Source organism: Streptomyces sp. NPDC126497 (genome assembly GCF_040302425.1).
Taxonomy (GTDB): domain Bacteria; phylum Actinomycetota; class Actinomycetes; order Streptomycetales; family Streptomycetaceae; genus Streptomyces.
In genome coordinates this window covers 106,583-125,316 of the sequence record NZ_JBEORT010000004.1, presented here as the reverse complement: position 1 = coordinate 125,316, position 18,734 = coordinate 106,583, and the positions used below count along the sequence as shown (strand labels likewise).

Genomic DNA, 18,734 nt, shown 5'->3' with positions numbered 1-18,734 from the left:
AGGCCGGTCGACAGCGGGGAGCGTCTCAGGTGGTACTCGTCATCGTCTTCGGAGTGGCACTGCTGGTGGCCGTGCTGCTGTCCGGGCTGGCCGCCCGGTCGGTGCTCTCCACCTCGCTGCTGTTCCTGGTGGGCGGCGCGCTCGTCAGTGACGGCTTCCTCGGTCTGATCCACATCACCCCGAACAGCGACATCGTCAGAGTCACCGCCGACCTGGCGCTCTTCGCGGTCCTGTTCACCGACGGCATGCACGTCTCCTTCCCCGCCCTGCGCCGATCCTGGCGCAACCCCGCCCGCGCGCTCGGCCTGGGCATGCCGCTGGCCTTCCTCGGGGCCGCACTGCTGACGCACTTCCTCGTGGGCCTGGACTGGACGACGTCCTTCCTGGTCGGCGCCGTGCTGGCACCCACCGACCCGGTATTCGCCTCGGCCATCGTGGGCCGCGAGGAGGTCCCCGCCCGACTGCGGCAACTGCTCAACATCGAAAGCGGCGTCAACGACGGCCTCGCCCTGCCGTTCGTCCTCGTCTTCATCGCAGCCGCCGCACCTGCCGGCCACGCCGAGGACGTCGGCTTCGCCTCGATCGCCGGTGAACTCCTCCTCGGGCTCCTCTTCGGCGTGGCCCTGCCGCTGCTCGTGCACTGGCTGGTCCGATACCGGCTGCTGGGCGCGGAACCTTCGCTTCAGCCCCTGCTGCCGCTGGCGGTCGGAGTCATCCTCTACGCGGCCTGTCACCTCACCCACGCCAACCCTTACCTGGCCGCCTTCTCCGCCGGCGCGATGATCGCCGCACTCGCGCCGCAGGCCAAGGACGCCTTCGAGCCGCTGGGAGGAGCCCTGGCCGAGCTGGCCAAGTTCGCGGCGCTGCTGGTCTTCGGCGCCCTGCTCACCCCGCACCTCTTCGGCGAACTGTCGATCGGCGGCTACGCAGTGGCGGTCCTGTCCATCTTCCTCATCCGCCCGGCCTCGCTCCTGCTGTCCCTGGTGGGCACCGACTTCAACCGCAAGGAGAAAGTCACCGCGGCGTGGTTCGGTCCCAAGGGCTTCGCCTCGGTGGTCTACGGACTGCTGGTGCTCCAGGCAGGCATCCCGCAGGGCGAGGAAGCGTTCACCCTGATCGCCGTCACCATCGCCTTCTCGATCGTCGCCCACAGCAGCACGGACGTACCCATTGCACGGATCTTCGACGTCGAGGAATTGGTCGGTCTCCCCGATGACGGCAGGAAACCACAACGTCAGGCTGCCGTTCCCCGGCGAGACGGACGAGAGGCACAACCGAACGGGGGCCGGTAGCCGTCCCGATCGGCCTCGTACGGACTGAGCGACCCCATCCGCGAGATACTCAGGGCGTCCGGGCCGGGACGGACGAGAACGCGGCCGCGCACGATCTTGTCGCCGTGCCGGGGGCGATCGATGGCGCCCTTGCTCCCTTTGGAACCGACGGAGACCGATGCGGAACGCGGCCGGGGCACTGCCCGCGGACGTCCGCCGCCCGCTGCACGCGGGCAGTACTGCCGAGGAAGCGGACTGACGTGTGGAACCTGTCAGCCGTGGACACCTCGCGCTGCCGCCCTCGGTCAGCACTGGCGCGGGCGTGACGTGTCTGGCTTCTCCGCCCGGTGTTACGCGTACAGCGCGGCCATCGCCGCACCTGACGACGACATCACACCGGAGGCGTTCATGACCACCGCCATCAGGGACATGCTCGACACCTACCCCGCCGACCTGGGCGGCGTCGACCGCGACAGGCTCGCCCACTGCATCGAGGAGTGCATCGCCTGCGCCCAGGCGTGCACCGCGTGCGCGGACGCCTGCATGTCGGAGGACATGGTCAACGAACTGACCAAGTGCATCCGCACCAACGCCGACTGCGCGGATATCTGCAACGCCACCGCCGCGGTGCTCTCCCGCCACACCGGCTACGACGCCAACATCACCCGCGCGATCCTCCAGGCGTGCGCCACCGTCTGCAAGGCATGCGGCGACGAGTGCGCGAGCCACGCCGGCCAGCACGACCATTGCCGCGTCTGCGCCGAGGCGTGCCGCCGCTGCGAGCAGGCGTGCAACGACCTGATCACCTCCCTGGGCTGACGGCCGGACGCTCGGCTCCCGTCCGCGTCGGCCGGCCGGGGTCCTGCGGCCACCGCGCGGTGCCTTCCGTCACCGGCACCCGCACCCGCCGACGACAAGGATCGCCAAGGGTGGCTCTGTCGACGACGGCGTGACAAAGACACCTCGGTTGTTCCTGCGCAGTCGGCGGTGGGACATCGAGGGCTCCGGTGGATCCCTGCTGTCCGCACCCGCCAGAACGGGACGCCCCATCGGGAACCGTGCCGCACCGCTGTGCGGCGCCGACCGGGCCGCGCGGGTTGAGCCGGGTGGCCGGGGTGGTCCGCCGACCCGGAGGACCGAAGGCGGGATCCGGGGCCGGAAGGGTTCCCGCCCCAGGACGTACCACGCTCTTCCGGACATCACCGGCTCCCCGGTAGCCGTGGGGCATGCGGAGCGGGAAGCGGGGTAACCGGGCGACGACCTTGCCCCGGGTCCGCGGCGGTGCGGAAGGAGAACCCCTGATGTTGATGGCCCACCCCGCGGTGCTGCGGAATCTGATCGAACAGTACAAGGCCCTGGTGGCTCTGGAAGCCTCCGAGGCGGACAGCGCGCGGGTGCGGCAGCGGATGGAGGACGTCGCCTACACCTTGTGCGTCTCCACCGGCACCGGTGACATCGACGCGGCGCTGATCGCGGCCCGCCACCGGTTGCCCGGCGCCCGGCCCCAGGACGACTCCCTCCTGAGCGGCAGCTGACCCTTCCCGGACCGCACCCGTACTCACACCTGTGCCTCCGCACCGACCGGAACGGACGAAGACGTGAACACCCCTGGAAAAGCTGCCGCGCCGATCTACGACCGCCTGATAGCCGAGCGCGGCGACGTCATTGCGGTGGCCGCGCTCACTGCGGAAGAGACCCACCGCGAGATCGCCAGGGTTATGGATTTCGGTTTTTCGAGCACGGACAGCGAGACGAAGAAGGACAAGTAGAGTCGGCTCGCTGGTGACTCTGCAGTTCGTCACCGCCTGGGGGTCGGTCCGCTTCCGAGGCGTTCACCGGCTGGTGAAGGCCGAGCCGACCCTGCTGCTGCACGAGGGCCGTTTACTCCATGAGGCGATGCGACGCCAACGGGTCACACCGGACGAGGTGCGTCAGGCGATCCGTGCCCAGGGAACCGGGGCACTGGAACTGGTACACGCGGTGGTCCTGGAGACAGACGGCAGCTTCAGCGTGGTCTCCCGCTCGCAATACGGCTCGGGAAGCGCCATGGATGGCGTGCCGTAGCGGCAAAAGCGCCACTGCAACGTCGGACGACAGCCCCTCGGTGAGCGCGGTAACCGGCATGGACCTGTCTGAACAGGCTCACTCTGAACGCTGCCACCGTGAGCAGCAGCTCTCCGGAGAGGCCCGCGATGGGCACTCCTGACGAGCGGCTCGCGAACCAGATCCTGTGGGGCGGAGCCCGCCGCGCTCCCGTACGGGCGATCGCCCCGCGAGGGGCGAAACCGTCACCTCAGCTGTTCCCCGACCCGTCGGTGGCTGCAAACGGTGAAGGCTTCAACTGTCTTGCGTTCCCTTCGCCTCCTCGGCTCTTGCCGTCCCGCCTGGCCCGCGAGTGTCCTCGAACCGGGTATCGAGCCCGCTTCATCGGCCGGGGCCACCAGAGCGGGGCGCGTACGTGCGAGGGCGCTCGCGGCGATGGTGGACCGCTGTGTTCGCCACCGCACTCAGGCCCGCGCAGAAGATGAGGGCGAGGGCCAAGCCAGAACAGAAGACGGCCAGCATGTTCATGGTGGCGATGTCCTGACCGAGTACGGACACGGTGTACTCGGGGCCACCGGAGAGGTTGTCGGCGATCACCAGGCCGGTGAAGGCTCCTACGGCCGCGAGGAGAAGCAGTCCGAGTATGAGCATCCTGGGTCATCCCCTCAAATGGATCGTTCCACTGGTATAGGACGCGGTTTCGCCTTGGGTACCCATGGTGCTGCGCGGGGCACGCGACAAGCGCGTAAAAGGGCCCGGGGCGTCGTGCCTTCTCGGCCGGCTCTGAGCCTGCGGACCTACCGGAATGTACGTGTTGCTCGGTGTTCGAGCGGTCGACCGCCCGGCGGTACGGAGGTCAGGGGCAACTTCAGGACCGCCGGAACGATGCCACCCGGGGCGAGGTGCTGGGGACGAGCACCGGCCCCGATCCGACGGACTCCGAGCGCCAGGAACTGGTGCGGCTCCTGGGGAGGCCCGGATCCTGCCGGACGAGGCGGCCCGTGAAGCGGCCGAGGCGACGGAGGGTGATGTCGTCACCGCCGTCGAGCCGCAAGAGCGTGACGGCGATCCGGTCTGGCGGGTCAGTACCGTAGCGGTCCCGCGTCACTTCTTGAGCCGGATGGGGGACCTTAGGGGCAGTCGGACGCACATGAACAGGGCGGGACCGTGCCCAGGTCGGTCACATGGAAGATCCGGAACCTGCCGGGTGCGTCCGCCACCGGGGCTGCCGCCGGTCCCGGACGGCCGGTCACGCCCCTTGCCTCTCGCCCTCCGCTCCGGCGCGTGTCCGTCGCAACGCGAAGGCCGCACCCACCCCGCCCAGCAATCCGAAGAGGTGCCCCTGCCAGCTGACCCCGGCGGCCGTCGGCAGGACGCCCCACAGGAGTGACCCGTAGACCACGGCGACGAGAACGCCTATGACGATGTCGCCGGCACGGCGATCCACGAAACCGCGTACCAGCAGGTAGCCGAAGAGACCGAAGACGACGCCGGACGCGCCTCCGGTCGTGGAGTGCGTGGGCGCCGTCAGCCATACTCCCAGACCGCCGACGAGGACGATCACGAGGACGACGGCGAGGGAACGGCGCACGCCGGACAGCGCGGCGAGGAAGCCGAGGACCAGCAGAGGCACGCTGTTCGCGGCGAGATGGTCGAAGCCGAAGTGCACGAAGGCAGCGGGCACGACGTCCCGCAGTTCGCCCACCTGACGCGGGCTGACGCCGAAGGTGTCCAGGGCATGGCCGCTCGCCGTGTCGACGGCCTCGAGCGCCCACAGCACAGCCACCCAGCCGGTCATCAGGACACAGGAGTTCCGGAACCGCTCACGGCGTGACCGGGGCACGGGGCGAACGGCGCCGTGCGATCCGTACGGGGATCCGGGGCTGTGTCGCGATCCGTACATCATGGGACTCTCCGGTTCTCCTCGTGTAACGCTCAACGCCGGGGCAGAAGGTTCGGTTCCCGCCCACCACGCGGTTTGCCTGACCAGTGGACGAGCAGGCCCGTCGGCAGTGGACGCCCGGGACGACGGAGCGAGGCGGGCTCCGCGGCAGGCCCGCGGACCGCGCCTGCCCGACGTCATCCCTCGCCGCTGACGTGCTCGGATGGATCCGCCTTCCGGATCAACGGATCCGGGAGGCGACAGCGCGGCCGGTGCGTACGGTGGTCGGGTGCAGCTACTCCCGGAACCCGTTCGCCGGCTCGCCGCCTGGTGCGCCGTGATCCTGCCGGCCGCCGGGGTCGTTGGGGCGGACGGCGCATCGCTGGGGGATCTCGCCGACGACGCCCTGGACCTGTTGGCAGGCTCGGGGGGACCGCCGCCTCCAGCGTTGTGACGGGTGTCGGTTACGTCGCCCAGGTCTTCGGTATGGCGGTGCTCGCGCTGCTGCTGGTCTTCTTCTTCCTGCGCGACTCCCACCGGGCCGCCAGCGCGCTGCGCTCGCTCGCTGCGCGCGACACGACCGATGTCGTCGAGGCGATGGCGCGGCGGGCTTTCGAGGGCGTGGAGGGGTTTTGCGGGGCACGACCGTGGTCGCGCTCATCGACGCCGTCTGCATGACCGCCGGTCTGCTCCTGCTGCGGGTCCCCGGTGCCCTCGGGCTCGGGGCGATCGTTCTCATCGGCGCCTACGTGCCCTATGTCGGCGCCTTCGTCTCCGGGGCCGCGGCCGTACTGGTGGCGCTCGCCGACCGCGGGTTCGTCGTCGCACTGTGGGCGTTCGCAGTGGTGCTCGTGGTGCAACTGCTGGAGGGGAGCGTCTTCCAGCCGATGGTCCAGAGCCGGACCGTGCGGATCCACCCGGCGCTGGTCCTCGTGGCGCTCACCGCGGGCACCTCCGTGGCCGGAATCGGCGGAGTGCTCCTCGCGGTGCCGGTCACCGCCGCCGCCCACGAGCTACGTGCGCGTTACGCACCTTCTGCCGCAGGCCCGTCCGCGCGCTCGTAGGCTCCACACCGATGCCGGCCGGATATCCCCTCGCCTGCCGCGGTCGTATCCGATGCCACGGCGGTCATGCTCTTTTCCGACGCGCGAACTGCTCTGTCCGTCATTGGCCCCATCGAACACCTTCGGCAGATCACGCGCCGTCGGGATCCGAGCGGTCGTGACCACGGCAACCTCAGGCTCCGGCCATGGACCGTGGCCTGGATATCGGCCACAGGAGTGAAACGGCGGGTTGTGCGACGTCACCGGTGTGCCACGTGGCATTCATCCTCTGTCGGGCGCCGAAGAAGCGCCTTCCCGCTCGTTCCGGTCGGCGGTGGTGCGTTGTGGGCGTGACGTCGCGGTGACCGGACGTCGTACGAGAGGCGGACGGCTTCGCCGTGAGGAGACGAGGGCAGAAATCCACGCCGCGCCCGGGGACCGAGAAGGAGAGGCCGATCATGGGACATGGCGGAAACATCATTCAGGAACTGACCACGGACCACCGAGAGGTGGACTCGCTCTTCGAACAGATCGAGGCGCTGCCCGCAGGCGAGCAGGGACGGCGCGATCTGGCGGACGAGTTGACGATGGAGCTGGTGCGCCACTCGGTGGCGGAAGAGGAACACCTGTATCCGACGGTGCGCCGTTACGTCGACGGGGGCGACGATCTGGCCGACAAGGAGATCGCCGATCACAGCGAAGTCGAGCGCATGCTCAAGGAACTCGAAGGCTGCGAGCCCGGTGACGGCCGGTTCGACACCTTGATCACGCAGCTGAGGACGTCCGTCACCGAACACATTGCCGACGAGGAGAACCGGCTGTTCCCCCTGCTGGCCGACGCCTGTTCCGCCGAAGCCCTGCAGGAACTGGGCGAGAAGGTGCGGATGGCCAAGGAGACCGCGCCCACCCGCCCGCACCCTGCCGCGCCCGACACCCCGCCCGCCGACAAACTCCTCGCCCCGGGCGCCGGCATGGTCGACCGGCTGCGCGACATGCTCACCGGCCGCGGCCGACAGGGCTGACAGCCCACCGGACCGCCTCCGCCGCACCTGTCGCATGAAGGGAACGCGGCATGCCGGGAACGCGCTCAGCCCCTGGCCGCAGCAGCGCACGGTGCGCCGGAGCGTCGGCTCACACAGGTGGGACGTCCTTGGCCTGTGACTCCTTCGAGCTCGCCCACAGCCGGAGCGGAGCGTCTGTTCCGCATCGAGTCCGCGGCCTCCGGTACCGGTGCCCTCCCGCGCGATGAAGCCGCAGTCCGCCACGTCCACCGGGCGGCCCGCGCCGGAAACCGGAGCCCGTCCGTGTCACGGGAAGGTGGCCGCCGCTGTGTCATCGGCGGCCCGCCCCGGGAACGGCTGCTGCTCAGAGCGCTTCAGCCAGCCCGCCGTCCCTGCGGTGTGTCCCGGGGGGTACCGAATGAGCCTTCACGCCGTGGCCCATCGGCGGTTCGTCTCGAGGTACGGCGATCAGTTCGGCGCCGGTGCTCACTGCTACGCGGATCAGGACGGACCCGGCCGGCCCCTCTCGGATGGAGTTCGCGCCGAAAAGTCACAGCTCCTCTTTCGGCCGGGAGACCCCCGTGGGTCTGCTGATGCTGTGGAAGGTCCTGTGAGGTGCGCGGGACGGTCGACACGTGGTGCTTGCGCCTGGTCGCGCCGCAGTGCGGCCACCGCGGCGGCCATGCCCCCGGGCAGAGGGGAGCCGCGTTCGTTGAGCCCGTGCATACGGCGTGCATCCGGCCCCTCGAGCCGAGGCGTCCGCTCAGTACCTTGTCCACCCCTTCTCCGGCAGGGCCTGCCGGGTCTCGACCGCTGGCCGTCTGCCACCGGTCTCGACGGTGATGTCGCGCTCGCGCAGCGTCCCGGAAAGGCGGTGGACTCCGGTGCTGCGCGCCCACGGGTCCTCCTCACCCGGAGCCAATCAGTCCGGCGCCGCCGCGGTGGAGCCAGGTCTTCCAACCCCGCCGCGACGCCTGCCGTACCCCCCTTGCCGGCCATCCCCCGGGAACCGCTGGTGCAGGAGGGACCGTGGTGCGACGCGGCTGACCGGCCACCGCCCGGCCCGGGACATGACCACCACGTCAAGGACGTCGTCCTGTCGTTCTGGTCGCTCGCCGGGCTTCGGGGTGCCATGGCGCCTCGCACAGCTGGCGTGGGTGGCGCGGACGGTCTCGTCGGAGCCGTCGGGCCGCTGCCCCTCTCGGCAGACGGACCCGGCTCCGCGCCGGCCGGGCCCACAGCCGCCGCTGGACCGTTGAGGACGACGGTTCGGAGCGGGCACCCCGAGGTGGATCTTGGTAGTGGGGAAGACGTCCAGGTGGGACGCGAATTTCCGTATACGGAGGAGTTCAGGAGGAACGCGGCCGCGTGGCTGGCGCTGAAAAGGCCTGGGCGGGACACACGTAAAGCCGGGACGAACGGCAGGCAGCGGCGCGCACGCCATGAGGCGCCGCGTGGCGAGAGGGACGAGGTGGGCGATGCGTGCACTGACCGTGCGGCCCGGCGAGAAGGACTCCCTGGAGGTACGGGAGGTGCCTGACCCCGCCCCCGCCGACGGCGAACTGCTGGTGCGGGGCCTGGCGGTGGGGGTGTGCGGAACGGACAGGGAGATCGCCCGGGGCGAATACGGCTGGGCCCCGCCGGGCGGTGAGCGGCTGGTGCTGGGGCACGAGTCCCTCGGGCGGGTGCGGCAGGCGCCGCCCGGCAGCGGCTTCTCGGCCGGTGACCTGGTCGCGGGGGTGGTGCGCCGGCCGGACCCCGAACCGTGCGGGGCCTGTGCCCGCGGGGAGTTCGACATGTGCCGCAACGGCCGCTACACCGAACGCGGCATCAAGGAGATCGACGGTTACGGCGCACAGGTGTGGTGCGTGGAAGCCGACTACGCGGTGAAGCTGGATCCGCGTCTGGAACGCGTCGGTGTGCTCATGGAACCGGCCACCGTGGTGGCGAAGGCGTGGGAGCAGGTCGAGCGTGTCGGTGACCGCTCGTGGTTCGAGCCGCGTCACGCCCTGGTGACGGGAGCGGGGCCCATCGGGCTGCTCGCCGCCCTGCTGGGGGCACAGCGCGGGCTGGAGGTGCATGTCCTCGACCGGGTGGCCGAAGGACTCAAGCCCGCCTTGGTACAGGAACTGGGCGCCATCTACCACGCGGCGGAGGACGCCGAGCGGGTGGTCTCCGCCGTGCGCCCGGACGTCGTCATCGAAGCCACGGGCGCGAACGAGCCCGTCCTCGCCTCGCTGACGGGCACCGCACCCTACGGGGTGGTGTGCCTGACCGGTGTGTCACCCGCCGGCCGCAGGATGACCGTGGACGCGGGCGCCCTCAACCGGGAGATCGTCCTGCAGAACGACGCGGTGGTGGGCTCGGTCAACGCCAACCTGCGTCACTACCGCCAGGCCGCCGAGGCGCTGGCACGGGCCGACAGATCGTGGCTCGAGCGCCTGATCACCCGGCGGGTGCCGCTGGAGCGCGCGAAGGAGGCGTTCACGCCGCGACCTGACGACGTCAAGGTGGTCATCGAGCTGTAGGCGACACGGTACGAAGGAAGGCTCCGGATGTCTCATCACACTGCTCCACTGGTCGTCGTCATAGGCGTGTCGGATTCGAGGAAGACCACGGTGGGCCGACTGCTGGCACGGCACCTCGGCGTTCCTTGCGCCGGGGGAGACGACTTCCACCCCGCACCCAACGTGGCGAAGATGCGGGCGGGCCACCCGCTCGATGACGAGGACCGTCGCCCCTGGCTGGACGAGATCGCACGATGGCCGGCCGGCCATGCGGACGGCGGAGGCGTGGTGACGTGCTCGGCGCTCAAGCGCCGCTACCGCGCCCGGCTGGCCTCCGCCGCGCCACGCGTCTTCCTCCTCCACCGCGACGGCTCGCCCGAGCTGAGCGCCGCACGGATCACCGCACGACGGGGCCGCTTCATGCCGCCCGAGCTGCTCCGTACACAGTTCGCCGACTTCGAACCACTGGGCGACGACGAAGCGGGCTCGGCCATCCCGATCGACGGTACGCCGCAGGTGACGGCGGCTCTCGCCCGCGCCGCCGTCACCTCGACCTGACCCGCATGCCGCAGCCCGCGGCGATTTCGCCGTCAGGTACGACTACCTCTGGGCTCTAGCGGAAGACGGCTCCACCGCTGTCTTCCCCAGCCAGCGCCGTCGTACCCGGTCGGGTTCAACGCGGTATCCGGCCTGGACCGCCCACTCATGCACGGCTCCCCTGCCATGCCAGGCGAGCCACCCGTCGGCATCGAGAGCTCTGCGGTCGTCCAACAGCCTGGCCGTCCGCCACCCGACTGGCCCGGGCGAGTGCAGCTGTTTTCTGCCGGTCCAGGGACGGGGAGTGATGGCTGCAGGCGCTTCTCCGCTGCCGGAAGACCGGCTTCCCCGCCTCGGGAGGCAGGTGTGGCGCGGGAAGCCGAGAAGCAAGGGCGCGCTGAAAGACGGAAGGTGGGGTAAGCGGGCGGCAAAGAGGCAGCCCGGGATCACGCTGTGTGGCTCCGGCCATCCGCACCGTCGCAAGGAGCATCACCATCATGTCCACCCACCACGTCACCCCCGCAGCCGGCCGGACCAGGGTCCAGCAGGCCGCGCTCGCCGTCGGAGCAGTATTCCTCCTGGTGGGCCTTCTCGGCTTCATCCCCGGTGTCACGACCGACTACGGCACCATGGAATTCGCCGAGCACCACTCCGAAGCCAAGCTCCTGGGAATTTTCCAAGTGTCGATCCTGCACAACATCGTCCACCTGCTGTTCGGCCTCGCCGGAATCGCCATGGCCCGTGCGGCTTCCACTGCCCGCACCTTCCTCATCGGCGGCGGTGTGATCTACCTGGTCCTGTGGATCTACGGCCTGATCATCGACCACGACAGCGCGGCGAACTTCGTGCCGGTCAACACGGCGGACAACTGGCTGCACTTCGTCCTGGGGCTCGGCATGATCGCCCTGGGCGTCCTTCTCACCCGCCGGATCGCGCCGACAGCCCGCTGAAGCACAGCGGCTTGAGCCGGACGGCGAGGGGTGTCCGCAGGTGGTGGCGGAGCCGTTCCACCGTCCTGCCCACACCGCACGAATCTCGACGTTGCAGTTGGCAAATACCTGACCCATGCTGGTCAGGCCGCATGGGTGTACCCGTGGAGGGTGCCGCCGAGTCGTGTGCGTCTGCGCATGTCGAGACGCGCGATCGTTGCCCTTGCCGAAATCCTCGTCCGGGAGGTCAGGCGGCATGCTCGTACTCGTGGAGAAGGCCGCCGAGGCGATCGCGTCGTCGTGCCTCGAGGCAGGCGATCTGGTCCGGATCGGCGATCTGCGGGGCAACGGGTTCAACGGGCGGGCGTTCGCGATGTCCTGAGGGGCCCGGTGCACAGTGTGGAATGCTCGAACCCTGCAGGGCGTGGGACAGATGCCGCTGATCCCGGATCAAGGTCCGGTCCAGCAGCTCGCGCCTACAGGTCTGGACCCGGCATTCCATGACCGCGTTCGTCCGCGGCATCCGGACACCGCCGAGCACGACCTCGGTCCCCGCATCGGCGAGGACTGCGTCGAGCAGGGCGGGGGACTCCCCGTCCCGGTCCCGCATCAGGAGCCGTGAGAGGTGTCCGTGGCTCGGCCTGCTTGCTTGTCGGCTGTTTCCAGCAGGCGGAGGGCGGGCGGGTTGACGGGTTGTGGTGTTCCTTGCAGGTCGTATGGGAACAGTGCGATGTCCTGATGAGATGCCCACGTGATGGCCGGCGGGGTGTAACCGGCCATCGAGAAGAACGGTGCGGCGCGCTGCTTGGCGGTCGCCGCACCGTGCAGTTGCTGGACGGTGGGACGGGTGGTGCGGCTCCCTTCCTTCTTCACCTGGGCCACGGCGCGCTCGGCGAGGACGTCGATGCCTTCGTCCGCACCGACGGGGGTGGCCACGGCATCGGTGAAGCCCAGGGAGCGCATCCAGTCGACGGCAACGAGGTCCGCGTCCCGGGCGTCGCGGATCAGCCGTTGTGCGGGGCGATGGGGTGTGGCAGCGGGCGAACCGGCTGCAGCGGCCTCTTCGCGGGCTGCCAGGGCGACCCGCAGGCGCGAGTACGGGAAGAAATGGAAAGCCAGATCCCCGACCGTCAGATGTCCTGGGCCCCATTCGGTGGCTTCACTCACGTCCTCGGGCTGGGGCCGAACCGGTGGGAGACGCCCTTGTCCGATACGGCCGCTCCGCGGTCGGTGAGGATCAGCAAGGCGGGGCGTGCGTTGCCCTCGGTCACCGACTGCGCGATGTACAGGATGCGTTCGTCCACGGCGATGTGCCGGCGGGCCAGTCGCTCCGCCTCGGCCTGGAGGCGCGGATTGCATGCCCCGAGCGACTTTCCAGGCAGTGGGCGATCGCCTCGTCCTGCGGTGTTCCCCGCGCAGGGAGGTCATCGAGCAGTTTCTGCACCTCGCGTCGCAGCGTTCGCGCCGCTTCACGCGCGCGGCGCTTCTCGTCAGCGGTGGCAGCCGTCTGCCGCTTTTGCTCTTCGCGTGCGGCTTTACGAGCTCTTATTTCGGCCTGCCGGGCCGTCTCACGGTTTTGGTGAGCGGTGATGCGCCGGCCGGCTGGGGGTCTTGCTGAGCAGCCATTGCATCTCCGGCGCGCTGGAGCAGGACGCCGACGCGATCATCCTGCTGCACCGTGAGGACTACTACGAGCCCGAGTCCGAGCGCGCCGGGGAGACCGACCTGATCGTGGCCAAGCACCGCAACGGACCCACCGCCACCGTGACCGTGGCCCACCAGTTCCACTGCAGTCGCCTGCGCGACATGTCCGGCGCGGAAGAACCGACCCTCTACTGAACTTGTCGACGTGATGTCGCGAGGCTGACAAGTGATGGTTGTCGCGGTATGCCGGAACTGTGAGGTATCCGCAAGGTGGCGGCCTGACCGCCGAGCGGCGGGCGTTTCGCGAACGCATCCGCATGGAGGCGGCCGAGATGTTCGCTGAAGGACAGGACAATGCGGCGGTGGCGAAGAAGCTGCGGGTCAGTGTGCGCTCGGTGCAGCGCTGGCGCCGTTCCTGGCAGGAAGGCGGCCGGCAGACGCTGCATTCCAAGGGGTCGGCCGCCCGTCCCAAGTTGAACGAGGCCCTGTTCGCGGTTCTGGAGCAGGAGCTGGCCAAGGGGCCGGTTGCGCACGGCTGGCCGGATCAGACCTGGACCCTGGCCAGGATCAAGACGCTGATCGGACGCCGGTTCCACCGGACCCTCACGCTCTCGGCCATCGCGCGGATGCTCCGGCGTCACGGGTGGAGCCACCAGGTTCCGGCCCGACGGGCGATCGAGCGTGGCGAGGGCGCGGTCGCCGGCTGGGCGAAGGAGACCTGGCCTCAGGTAAAAGGGCCGCGGCGGCGCTCGGCGGCTGGATCGTCTTCGAGGACGAAGCCGGCTTCTCGATGACGCCGCCCACCTCCCGCACCTGGGCAGGGCGCGGGCACACGCCCGTGATCCGAGTACGGGGACGTTCCCAGCGCCGGTTTTCGAGCGCCGCCCTGGCCTGTTGCAAGCAGGGCGAACGCTCACGCCTGGTCTTCCGGCCCAAGCGGCACGTCGACCACAAGCGCGGTGGCCGGCGCAGCTTCACCTGGACCGACTACCGCGACCTGCTGACCGCTGCCCACCAGCAACTCAGCGCCCCCTTCGTGCTCGTCAGGGACAGCCTCAACGTGCACCTGGACGCCCGGCTGCGGGCCTTCATCCACGCCCGCGACTGGATCACCGCCTACCGGCTTACGCACCCGACCTGAACCCGGTCGAAGGCATCTGGTCACTGGTCCGACGCGCGGGCCAGAACAACACCGCCTTCACCGGCCCCGACCACCTGATGCACATCCTGCGCCGCACCCTCCGCGAACTCCAGTACCGTAGCGAAACCATCGACGGATGCCTCGCCGCAACCGGACTCACCCTGACGACATCACGCCGACAAACTCAGTAGCGGGTTCGGGTCGGTCAGCCGGCTCAGGGGGCCCCGCAGCCGCCGTACTCGAGGGAGCTCACTGCGTTGTCGAAGAGGAACAGAAGTTCCTGCTTCTCACCCGGCATTATGGTGTAGTGGTAGCCGCGGTAGTCGGCATCAGTGTAGATGCAGACGGCCCCCCTGCCACGGTTCCACACCGAGCTGGCCCGGTCGTTCCACGCCCAGCCGAGGTTGGGGATGTCCACCCCGTACTGGAGCTGCAGGTTGCTCCCGGTGAGGTTGTGGCCGTCGTAGAGACAGATCTGGCCTTCTTCGCAGCGGGTCACGGGTTCATCAGCCGATGCGGTTCCCGGAGCCGCCAGTACGGCGGTGGAGGCGAGGACTGCTCCTACTACCGAGGTCTTGAATGTCAGTTTCATGAGTACTTCTTCCCGTCGTTGCCCGTGGAAGCGCGGCCATGGTGCAGCCGCCTACGGCCCCTCTTCTTCAAGGGCATGCAGTCATAAACGCTTCTTCAAGGGCATGCAGTCATAAACGGCTTGCGCACGCATACGGTTCAACCATAAAGCTGCCGGCCTGCGCAAGTTCGCCGAAACCCGGGACTGGCTGACCATCTACTAACTGCCGCCCTACGCACCCGGCCTCAACCCCGTCGAGGGGATCTGGTCGCTCCTGCGACGCGGCTGATTCTCGAACGTCGCCTTCAGCACCCCTGAACACCTCGTCCAGACCGTCCGACGCGGACTGCGGCACATCCAGTACCGCAGCCACCTATCGACGGCTGCCTCGCGGAGACCGGTCTGACCATCCGACCCACCTGACACGAGGCGACATCACGAGTTCAACCTCAGTAACCGCCCCGGGCAAATTTTTTTCCCCGGCCCGCCCGTGATTGCCCCACAGCGGCCCACACGCCCGATCATGAACGGAGAGCCCCCGATGTGCGTCATCGGAGACGGCCTCAACCGCGCCGCCCAGCAGGCGTTCACCCGCCCGATTCCCAAGTCGGCCGGCGCGCAGATGCGCTACCTCGTGAAGCAGCTCAAGGACACCCGCGCGGTGGCCGACGCGCTCGGCGTCTCGCAGCGCACCGTGGAGCGGTACGTGAAGGACCAGATCCGCCGACCCCGCGCCGACCTCGCCCAGCGCCTGCAGGACGCGGTGCGCGAGCGCTGGCAGCCCCGGGGCCGCGAGCGCGCCCGCCGTCAGGCCACCACGAGCACGGGCCTGGTCGTCGACACCCGGGCTCGGTTTGGTTTCACTGCCGCGTCCGGTACTACCGACGACGCCCGCATCCGCCACTTCACCCTCGCCCTGCCGCCCCAGTACGCGGCCCGCCTCTTCGACGCGAAGGATGCCGGCGCCAGCGAACAGCGGCTGCGCGGCATCGCCGCCGAAGGGCTGGGGGAGGTGTGTTTCCGCGACGGAGGCCGCCACGCCCACGGCCTGGAGGTGGAGTTCACCGATGTCGAGCACCTTGCGTCCGAGCTATAGCCGGCCGGGGTGAGGGCCGCTGCCCTGGGCTCGGCGGCTGGCCGTGTGGACCTCGGCGTGGTCCTCTGCGCCGGCCAGTCGCGGGGACATCGTCGGCGCCATCGGCTCCGCCGCCGTGGTCATCACTGGCTCGGTCCTGTTGCTTGGAGGGGGCAGCAAGACCATCGCAGAGAGCGAGAGCCCTGCTCCGGCGTTCAGTCCCAGCGCGGTGAGGGAAGTAAGCACACTCACCTCCCGCGTCCGTGCCCCGCCCGAACTCCTCCTGGGCGGGACGCGCCTTGTTCGGCCGCCGGAGCGCCTTACAGCGCCTGGGCTGAAGACGCCACAGCTTTGGTGCCGTGGGGCCGGCGTCCAGGCCTGGCATCTGGCCGGACACGGGGATGAGGGCCCCGGCGAAGGCTGTGTCAGGGCTGGTGGTTCCCGGAGACCACCGCGATTTTCCAGACGGGGGTTCCGCCGGTCACCTGGATGGTGAGGTGCTGGGGCTTTTTGTCTTCGTAGACGACGCCCACGGTGTGGACCCCGTTGCATGTGACCGGGTGGGGGTTGTTGCTGTCCCGGTCCACGATCGAGACCTTGCCCTTGCCCTCGCATGCCGCGTGGAGGGTGTAGGCGCCTTCCTGCGGGGTGAATGCGGGCAGTTCCTGGTCCTTGTTGCCGGTGGTCTCGGGCACCAGGGTCTGCGCGTTCTTGGGCAGGTCCAGGCCGAGCGGCTGTGTGGCAGGGGCCTGGGTGGGCTTGCCGGAGGAAGCGGTCGCAGTGGTGGGGCTCGGACGCTTCGCCTCGGGCTCGTAGGAGCAGCCTGCGGTGAGGAACAGTGCGGCCAGGGCGGCAGCGGTGAGTGTGGAGCGATGCAACGGGGTCTCCCGGGAGCGAGGGCGGGGCGTCCGTCCTGGTGTCAGAGCCGGACGCGAGGGCTGGGATCTGTCTGTCAAATGATCTCTGTCAAGCTTCAACGGCCGTCGTTGAAGGAGGAGCATGGGGATCGAACTGGAACTGCACTCGGGGCGGTCCGTGCGAAAGAGAGCGTCTCGTGAGACCCTCCTGCGAGGGTCCTATCAGCACGGTGCAGCGCTGGCGCGTGCATTGAGCTCTCTCGACCGGCACAGCTCGGGCAAGCTTGGCTGGATCGATCCGTATGGCGACACGCTGTTCAACGAACAGGAAGCTCATGTTGCCCAGCAGGAAGTTACTGCCCTGATCCACGGGTGCACGGATGAAGAGCAGAAGGCAGCCCTACGTGACCTCGCTGACCTTCTGCGAGCGTGTGCGACGACGCCGGGCAGCTATCTGTGGTTCATGGGCGACTGACCGTAGATGACTACGGTCTTGTGGTGGGTCGTGGTGAGCTGACGGATGCGGCGTGGGAGCGGATAGCGCCGCTGCTGCCGGGTGTGGACGTGTGCCGCTTGAAAGGTCATCGGGACAGGTGGGGGAGTGGTGGGGTTCGGTCCTGGGGTCATGTCCGTGTGATCGTGTCTCTGCCGTGCAGGGTGGTCCGGAGGCTGTTGTACCGTTCCCGTCGGTGCTGCTGCGCTGTGACACCGTGAATGGTGCCGAGTTGCTCGTGTTGCGGTATGAGAACGCAGTCCTGCGCCGGCGGATTGCCGGCCCGGTCCGCTATGAGCCGGCCGACCGGTTCTGGTTCGCTGCCCTCTTCGGGCTGGTACCCCGGCGACGTTGGCGCGAGGTCTTCCCGGTCATCCCGGGCACCTTGCTCGCCTGGCACCGCGGGTTCGTCGCCGCCCAGTGGGATCACACCGCACGCCGACGCACCGGACGCCCGCCCACCCCAGGGGCGGTCAAGACGCTTGTTCTGCGGCCGGCCCGGGAGAACCCGCGGTGGGGGCACCGGCGGATCCCAGAAGAGTCGACCCGACTCGGGCATCGGATCGCTGCCTCGACGGTCTGGGGGATCCTCGACGCCGCGGGCGTCGACCCGGCGCCGCGTCGTGCCGGTCCACCCTGACGCGAGTTCCTGGCCGCCCGGGCCGAGGGGATCATCGCGGCAGACTTCTTCCACCTCGACACCGCGCTCGGCACGAGGCCGTACGCACTGGTGCTCCTCGAGCACGGCACGAGGCGCCTGCACATCACCAAAGTCACCGCCCGGCCCACCCGGGAGTGGGCCGGGCAACAGGCGCGGAATCCCGCCGACCTGGGCATGCGCATCGAGTCTCTGCGGTTCCTGCTGCGTGACCGCGATGGCAAGTACGGTGAGGCGTTCGACACGGTCTTCAAGGCCGAGGAGCTGGAGGTGATCCTGAGTGCCCCGCGGGTTCCTCGGATGAGCACCCGCTGCGAGAGGATCACCGGCAGCGTCCGGCGCGAGATGCCCGACCACGTCCTGATCGTGAACGAGGCCCACGCCCGCCAGATCCTGGCCGTCTACCGACGGCACTACAACGCCCACCGACCTCACCAGGCCCGACAGCAACCACCGCCTGATGCCAAGGAACGGCCCGATGCCACCGTGCACGACCTCAACGCTCGCCGAGCGCTGCGGACCCAGATCCTCGGCGGCGTGATCAGCGAGTACCGGTATATCGCTTGACCGGCAACGATGACTTTTCGAGCGGCACAGGCGGCACCGGGCCGCCGCCCATCTGGTTACCCTCGTCGACCAGGACAACCGCGCCCACGGCCAACGGCTTTCGCGTGGAGAACGGCGGTGACTGGGCCGACGTGGCCCGCGCACGTCGCGGGCCGTCGCCAGCCGGGTGCGGCGGTGACGGCAGGACCACACGGCGCGCGCCGGGGGCCTGCTCACGCCGACCACCACCACGGTGTGCAGTGGGTACGACGGACGGGAATGTGCGGTCGGTGAGACCGTCCGTCGGCGCGGCAGGCGCAGCTTTGGCTGACGTGGCCGCGGTCGCCTGCCGTCGGCCACGTGGCGGTCCCCGGGCACATCCTCGGATCGACCGATGCGGTTCCGTTATCGTCCGAGCCAGGTCCGGTCGCACGGCGGACCTAGCCTCAACGACCGTGATCGCTCAGCACGCGAGGTATTCGGCATCCCGGTCCCGCGGCCCGGGCGGTCTGCCTCCGGCGGCGGACCCACTGCCG

The 18,734-nt window shown here is 69.4% G+C and carries 20 protein-coding genes and 4 pseudogenes; 18 read left to right on the top strand and 6 right to left on the bottom strand.

Annotation, left to right across the window (positions count from 1 at the left end):
* Positions 1–29 precede the first annotated feature (29 nt).
* From ABTY20_RS04185 to ABTY20_RS04165, 5 genes are all read left to right on the top strand, one after another.
* Positions 30–1,292 (top strand): cation:proton antiporter, encoded by a 1,263-nt coding sequence (locus ABTY20_RS04185; RefSeq protein WP_351995463.1) that lies wholly within the window; start codon positions 30–32, stop codon positions 1,290–1,292.
* Between the two features lie 387 nt (positions 1,293–1,679).
* Positions 1,680–2,090, top strand: a complete 411-nt coding sequence (locus tag ABTY20_RS04180) for a four-helix bundle copper-binding protein (protein ID WP_351995462.1) — start codon at positions 1,680–1,682, stop codon at positions 2,088–2,090.
* Between the two features lie 482 nt (positions 2,091–2,572).
* Positions 2,573–2,806, top strand: a complete 234-nt coding sequence (locus ABTY20_RS04175) for a DUF5133 domain-containing protein (RefSeq protein ID WP_351995461.1) — start codon at positions 2,573–2,575, stop codon at positions 2,804–2,806.
* Between the two features lie 63 nt (positions 2,807–2,869).
* Entirely contained in the window at positions 2,870–3,040 is a 171-nt protein-coding gene (locus ABTY20_RS04170; RefSeq protein WP_351995460.1) for a hypothetical protein, read from the top strand.
* 13 nt (positions 3,041–3,053) lie between these two features.
* Positions 3,054–3,335, top strand: coding sequence for a DUF421 domain-containing protein (locus ABTY20_RS04165; protein WP_351995459.1), 282 nt, complete (start codon positions 3,054–3,056; stop codon positions 3,333–3,335).
* Between the two features lie 360 nt (positions 3,336–3,695).
* Here the strand turns inward: ABTY20_RS04165 and ABTY20_RS04160 are convergent, their stop codons facing one another.
* Together ABTY20_RS04160 and ABTY20_RS04155 are read right to left on the bottom strand one after the other, a co-directional pair.
* Positions 3,696–3,965, bottom strand: a complete 270-nt coding sequence (locus ABTY20_RS04160) for a hypothetical protein (protein WP_351995458.1) — start codon at positions 3,963–3,965, stop codon at positions 3,696–3,698.
* 598 nt (positions 3,966–4,563) lie between these two features.
* A complete protein-coding gene (locus tag ABTY20_RS04155; RefSeq protein ID WP_351995457.1) occupies positions 4,564–5,112 on the bottom strand; it encodes a rhomboid family intramembrane serine protease in 549 nt (182 codons plus the stop codon).
* Between the two features lie 448 nt (positions 5,113–5,560).
* On the opposite strand from ABTY20_RS04155, the pseudogene ABTY20_RS04150 reads away from it, so the two are divergent.
* The 6 genes and pseudogenes from ABTY20_RS04150 to ABTY20_RS04125 all read left to right on the top strand — a co-directional run.
* Positions 5,561–6,260, top strand: a pseudogene (locus ABTY20_RS04150) (AI-2E family transporter); the annotation flags it as partial.
* Between the two features lie 437 nt (positions 6,261–6,697).
* Entirely contained in the window at positions 6,698–7,261 is a 564-nt protein-coding gene (locus ABTY20_RS04145) for a hemerythrin domain-containing protein (protein ID WP_351995456.1), read from the top strand.
* 1,457 nt (positions 7,262–8,718) lie between these two features.
* Entirely contained in the window at positions 8,719–9,768 is a 1,050-nt protein-coding gene (locus tag ABTY20_RS04140) for a glucose 1-dehydrogenase (RefSeq protein ID WP_351995455.1), read from the top strand.
* A gap of 27 nt (positions 9,769–9,795) precedes the next feature.
* A complete protein-coding gene (locus ABTY20_RS04135) occupies positions 9,796–10,305 on the top strand; it encodes a gluconokinase (protein ID WP_351995454.1) in 510 nt (169 codons plus the stop codon).
* 476 nt (positions 10,306–10,781) lie between these two features.
* Positions 10,782–11,234, top strand: coding sequence for a DUF4383 domain-containing protein (locus ABTY20_RS04130; protein ID WP_351995453.1), 453 nt, complete (start codon positions 10,782–10,784; stop codon positions 11,232–11,234).
* A gap of 235 nt (positions 11,235–11,469) precedes the next feature.
* Positions 11,470–11,595 (top strand): hypothetical protein, encoded by a 126-nt coding sequence (locus tag ABTY20_RS04125; RefSeq protein ID WP_351995452.1) that lies wholly within the window; start codon positions 11,470–11,472, stop codon positions 11,593–11,595.
* Positions 11,596–11,822: 227 nt separating this feature from the next.
* Here ABTY20_RS04125 and ABTY20_RS04120 read toward each other — a convergent pair whose 3' ends face one another.
* Together ABTY20_RS04120 and ABTY20_RS04115 are read right to left on the bottom strand one after the other, a co-directional pair.
* On the bottom strand, positions 11,823–12,380 hold the full coding sequence (locus ABTY20_RS04120; protein ID WP_351995451.1) for a restriction endonuclease: 558 nt from the start codon (positions 12,378–12,380) through the stop codon (positions 11,823–11,825).
* On the bottom strand, positions 12,377–12,517 hold the full coding sequence (locus ABTY20_RS04115) for a hypothetical protein (protein WP_351995450.1): 141 nt from the start codon (positions 12,515–12,517) through the stop codon (positions 12,377–12,379). The genes ABTY20_RS04120 and ABTY20_RS04115 overlap by 4 nt, the downstream gene beginning before the upstream one ends.
* A 328-nt stretch (positions 12,518–12,845) precedes the next feature.
* Between ABTY20_RS04115 and ABTY20_RS04110 the strand changes: the two are divergent.
* Positions 12,846–13,052 (top strand): annotated as a pseudogene (locus ABTY20_RS04110) (DnaB-like helicase C-terminal domain-containing protein); the annotation flags it as partial.
* Positions 13,053–13,111: 59 nt separating this feature from the next.
* Positions 13,112–14,189 (top strand): annotated as a pseudogene (locus ABTY20_RS35330) (IS630 family transposase).
* A 23-nt stretch (positions 14,190–14,212) separates the two neighbouring features.
* Here the strand turns inward: ABTY20_RS35330 and ABTY20_RS04095 are convergent.
* A complete protein-coding gene (locus tag ABTY20_RS04095) occupies positions 14,213–14,590 on the bottom strand; it encodes a peptidase inhibitor family I36 protein (RefSeq protein WP_351995448.1) in 378 nt (125 codons plus the stop codon).
* Positions 14,591–14,732: 142 nt separating this feature from the next.
* On the opposite strand from ABTY20_RS04095, the pseudogene ABTY20_RS04090 reads away from it, so the two are divergent.
* Together ABTY20_RS04090 and tpg are read left to right on the top strand one after the other, a co-directional pair.
* Positions 14,733–14,992 (top strand): annotated as a pseudogene (locus ABTY20_RS04090) (transposase); the annotation flags it as partial.
* Between the two features lie 118 nt (positions 14,993–15,110).
* Complete coding sequence (gene tpg / locus ABTY20_RS04085; protein ID WP_351995447.1) at positions 15,111–15,665, top strand: telomere-protecting terminal protein Tpg; 555 nt, start codon at positions 15,111–15,113, stop codon at positions 15,663–15,665.
* Between the two features lie 404 nt (positions 15,666–16,069).
* On the opposite strand, the gene ABTY20_RS04080 is transcribed toward tpg, so the two are convergent.
* Positions 16,070–16,522, bottom strand: coding sequence for a hypothetical protein (locus ABTY20_RS04080; protein ID WP_351995446.1), 453 nt, complete (start codon positions 16,520–16,522; stop codon positions 16,070–16,072).
* 121 nt (positions 16,523–16,643) lie between these two features.
* Here ABTY20_RS04080 and ABTY20_RS04075 point away from each other — a divergent pair, with 121 nt between their 5' ends.
* The 3 genes from ABTY20_RS04075 to ABTY20_RS04065 all read left to right on the top strand — a co-directional run bounded on the left by ABTY20_RS04075 (position 16,644) and on the right by ABTY20_RS04065 (position 18,219).
* Positions 16,644–16,976 carry a hypothetical protein gene (locus tag ABTY20_RS04075; protein WP_351995445.1) on the top strand — a complete coding sequence of 111 codons (333 nt, stop codon included), beginning with the start codon at positions 16,644–16,646 and terminating at the stop codon, positions 16,974–16,976.
* A 214-nt stretch (positions 16,977–17,190) separates the two neighbouring features.
* The gene (locus ABTY20_RS04070) at positions 17,191–17,634 is read left to right on the top strand and encodes a hypothetical protein (RefSeq protein WP_351995444.1); all 444 of its coding nucleotides are present in this window, start codon (positions 17,191–17,193) and stop codon (positions 17,632–17,634) included.
* A 90-nt stretch (positions 17,635–17,724) separates the two neighbouring features.
* Entirely contained in the window at positions 17,725–18,219 is a 495-nt protein-coding gene (locus tag ABTY20_RS04065) for an integrase core domain-containing protein (RefSeq protein WP_351995443.1), read from the top strand.
* Positions 18,220–18,734: the final 515 nt, after the last annotated feature.

Coding starts and splice junctions, on each gene's coding strand:
- ABTY20_RS04125 (WP_351995452.1), top strand. CDS start 11,470: ATGCTCGTACTCGTGGAGAAGGCCGCCGAGGCGATCGCGTCGTCGTGC.
- ABTY20_RS04140 (WP_351995455.1), top strand. CDS start 8,719: ATGCGTGCACTGACCGTGCGGCCCGGCGAGAAGGACTCCCTGGAGGTA.
- ABTY20_RS04075 (WP_351995445.1), top strand. CDS start 16,644: ATGGGGATCGAACTGGAACTGCACTCGGGGCGGTCCGTGCGAAAGAGA.
- ABTY20_RS04160 (WP_351995458.1), bottom strand. CDS start 3,965: ATGCTCATACTCGGACTGCTTCTCCTCGCGGCCGTAGGAGCCTTCACC.
- ABTY20_RS04155 (WP_351995457.1), bottom strand. CDS start 5,112: ATGACCGGCTGGGTGGCTGTGCTGTGGGCGCTCGAGGCCGTCGACACG.
- ABTY20_RS04175 (WP_351995461.1), top strand. CDS start 2,573: ATGTTGATGGCCCACCCCGCGGTGCTGCGGAATCTGATCGAACAGTAC.
- ABTY20_RS04180 (WP_351995462.1), top strand. CDS start 1,680: ATGACCACCGCCATCAGGGACATGCTCGACACCTACCCCGCCGACCTG.
- ABTY20_RS04135 (WP_351995454.1), top strand. CDS start 9,796: ATGTCTCATCACACTGCTCCACTGGTCGTCGTCATAGGCGTGTCGGAT.
- tpg (WP_351995447.1), top strand. CDS start 15,111: ATGTGCGTCATCGGAGACGGCCTCAACCGCGCCGCCCAGCAGGCGTTC.
- ABTY20_RS04130 (WP_351995453.1), top strand. CDS start 10,782: ATGTCCACCCACCACGTCACCCCCGCAGCCGGCCGGACCAGGGTCCAG.
- ABTY20_RS04145 (WP_351995456.1), top strand. CDS start 6,698: ATGGGACATGGCGGAAACATCATTCAGGAACTGACCACGGACCACCGA.
- ABTY20_RS04095 (WP_351995448.1), bottom strand. CDS start 14,590: ATGAAACTGACATTCAAGACCTCGGTAGTAGGAGCAGTCCTCGCCTCC.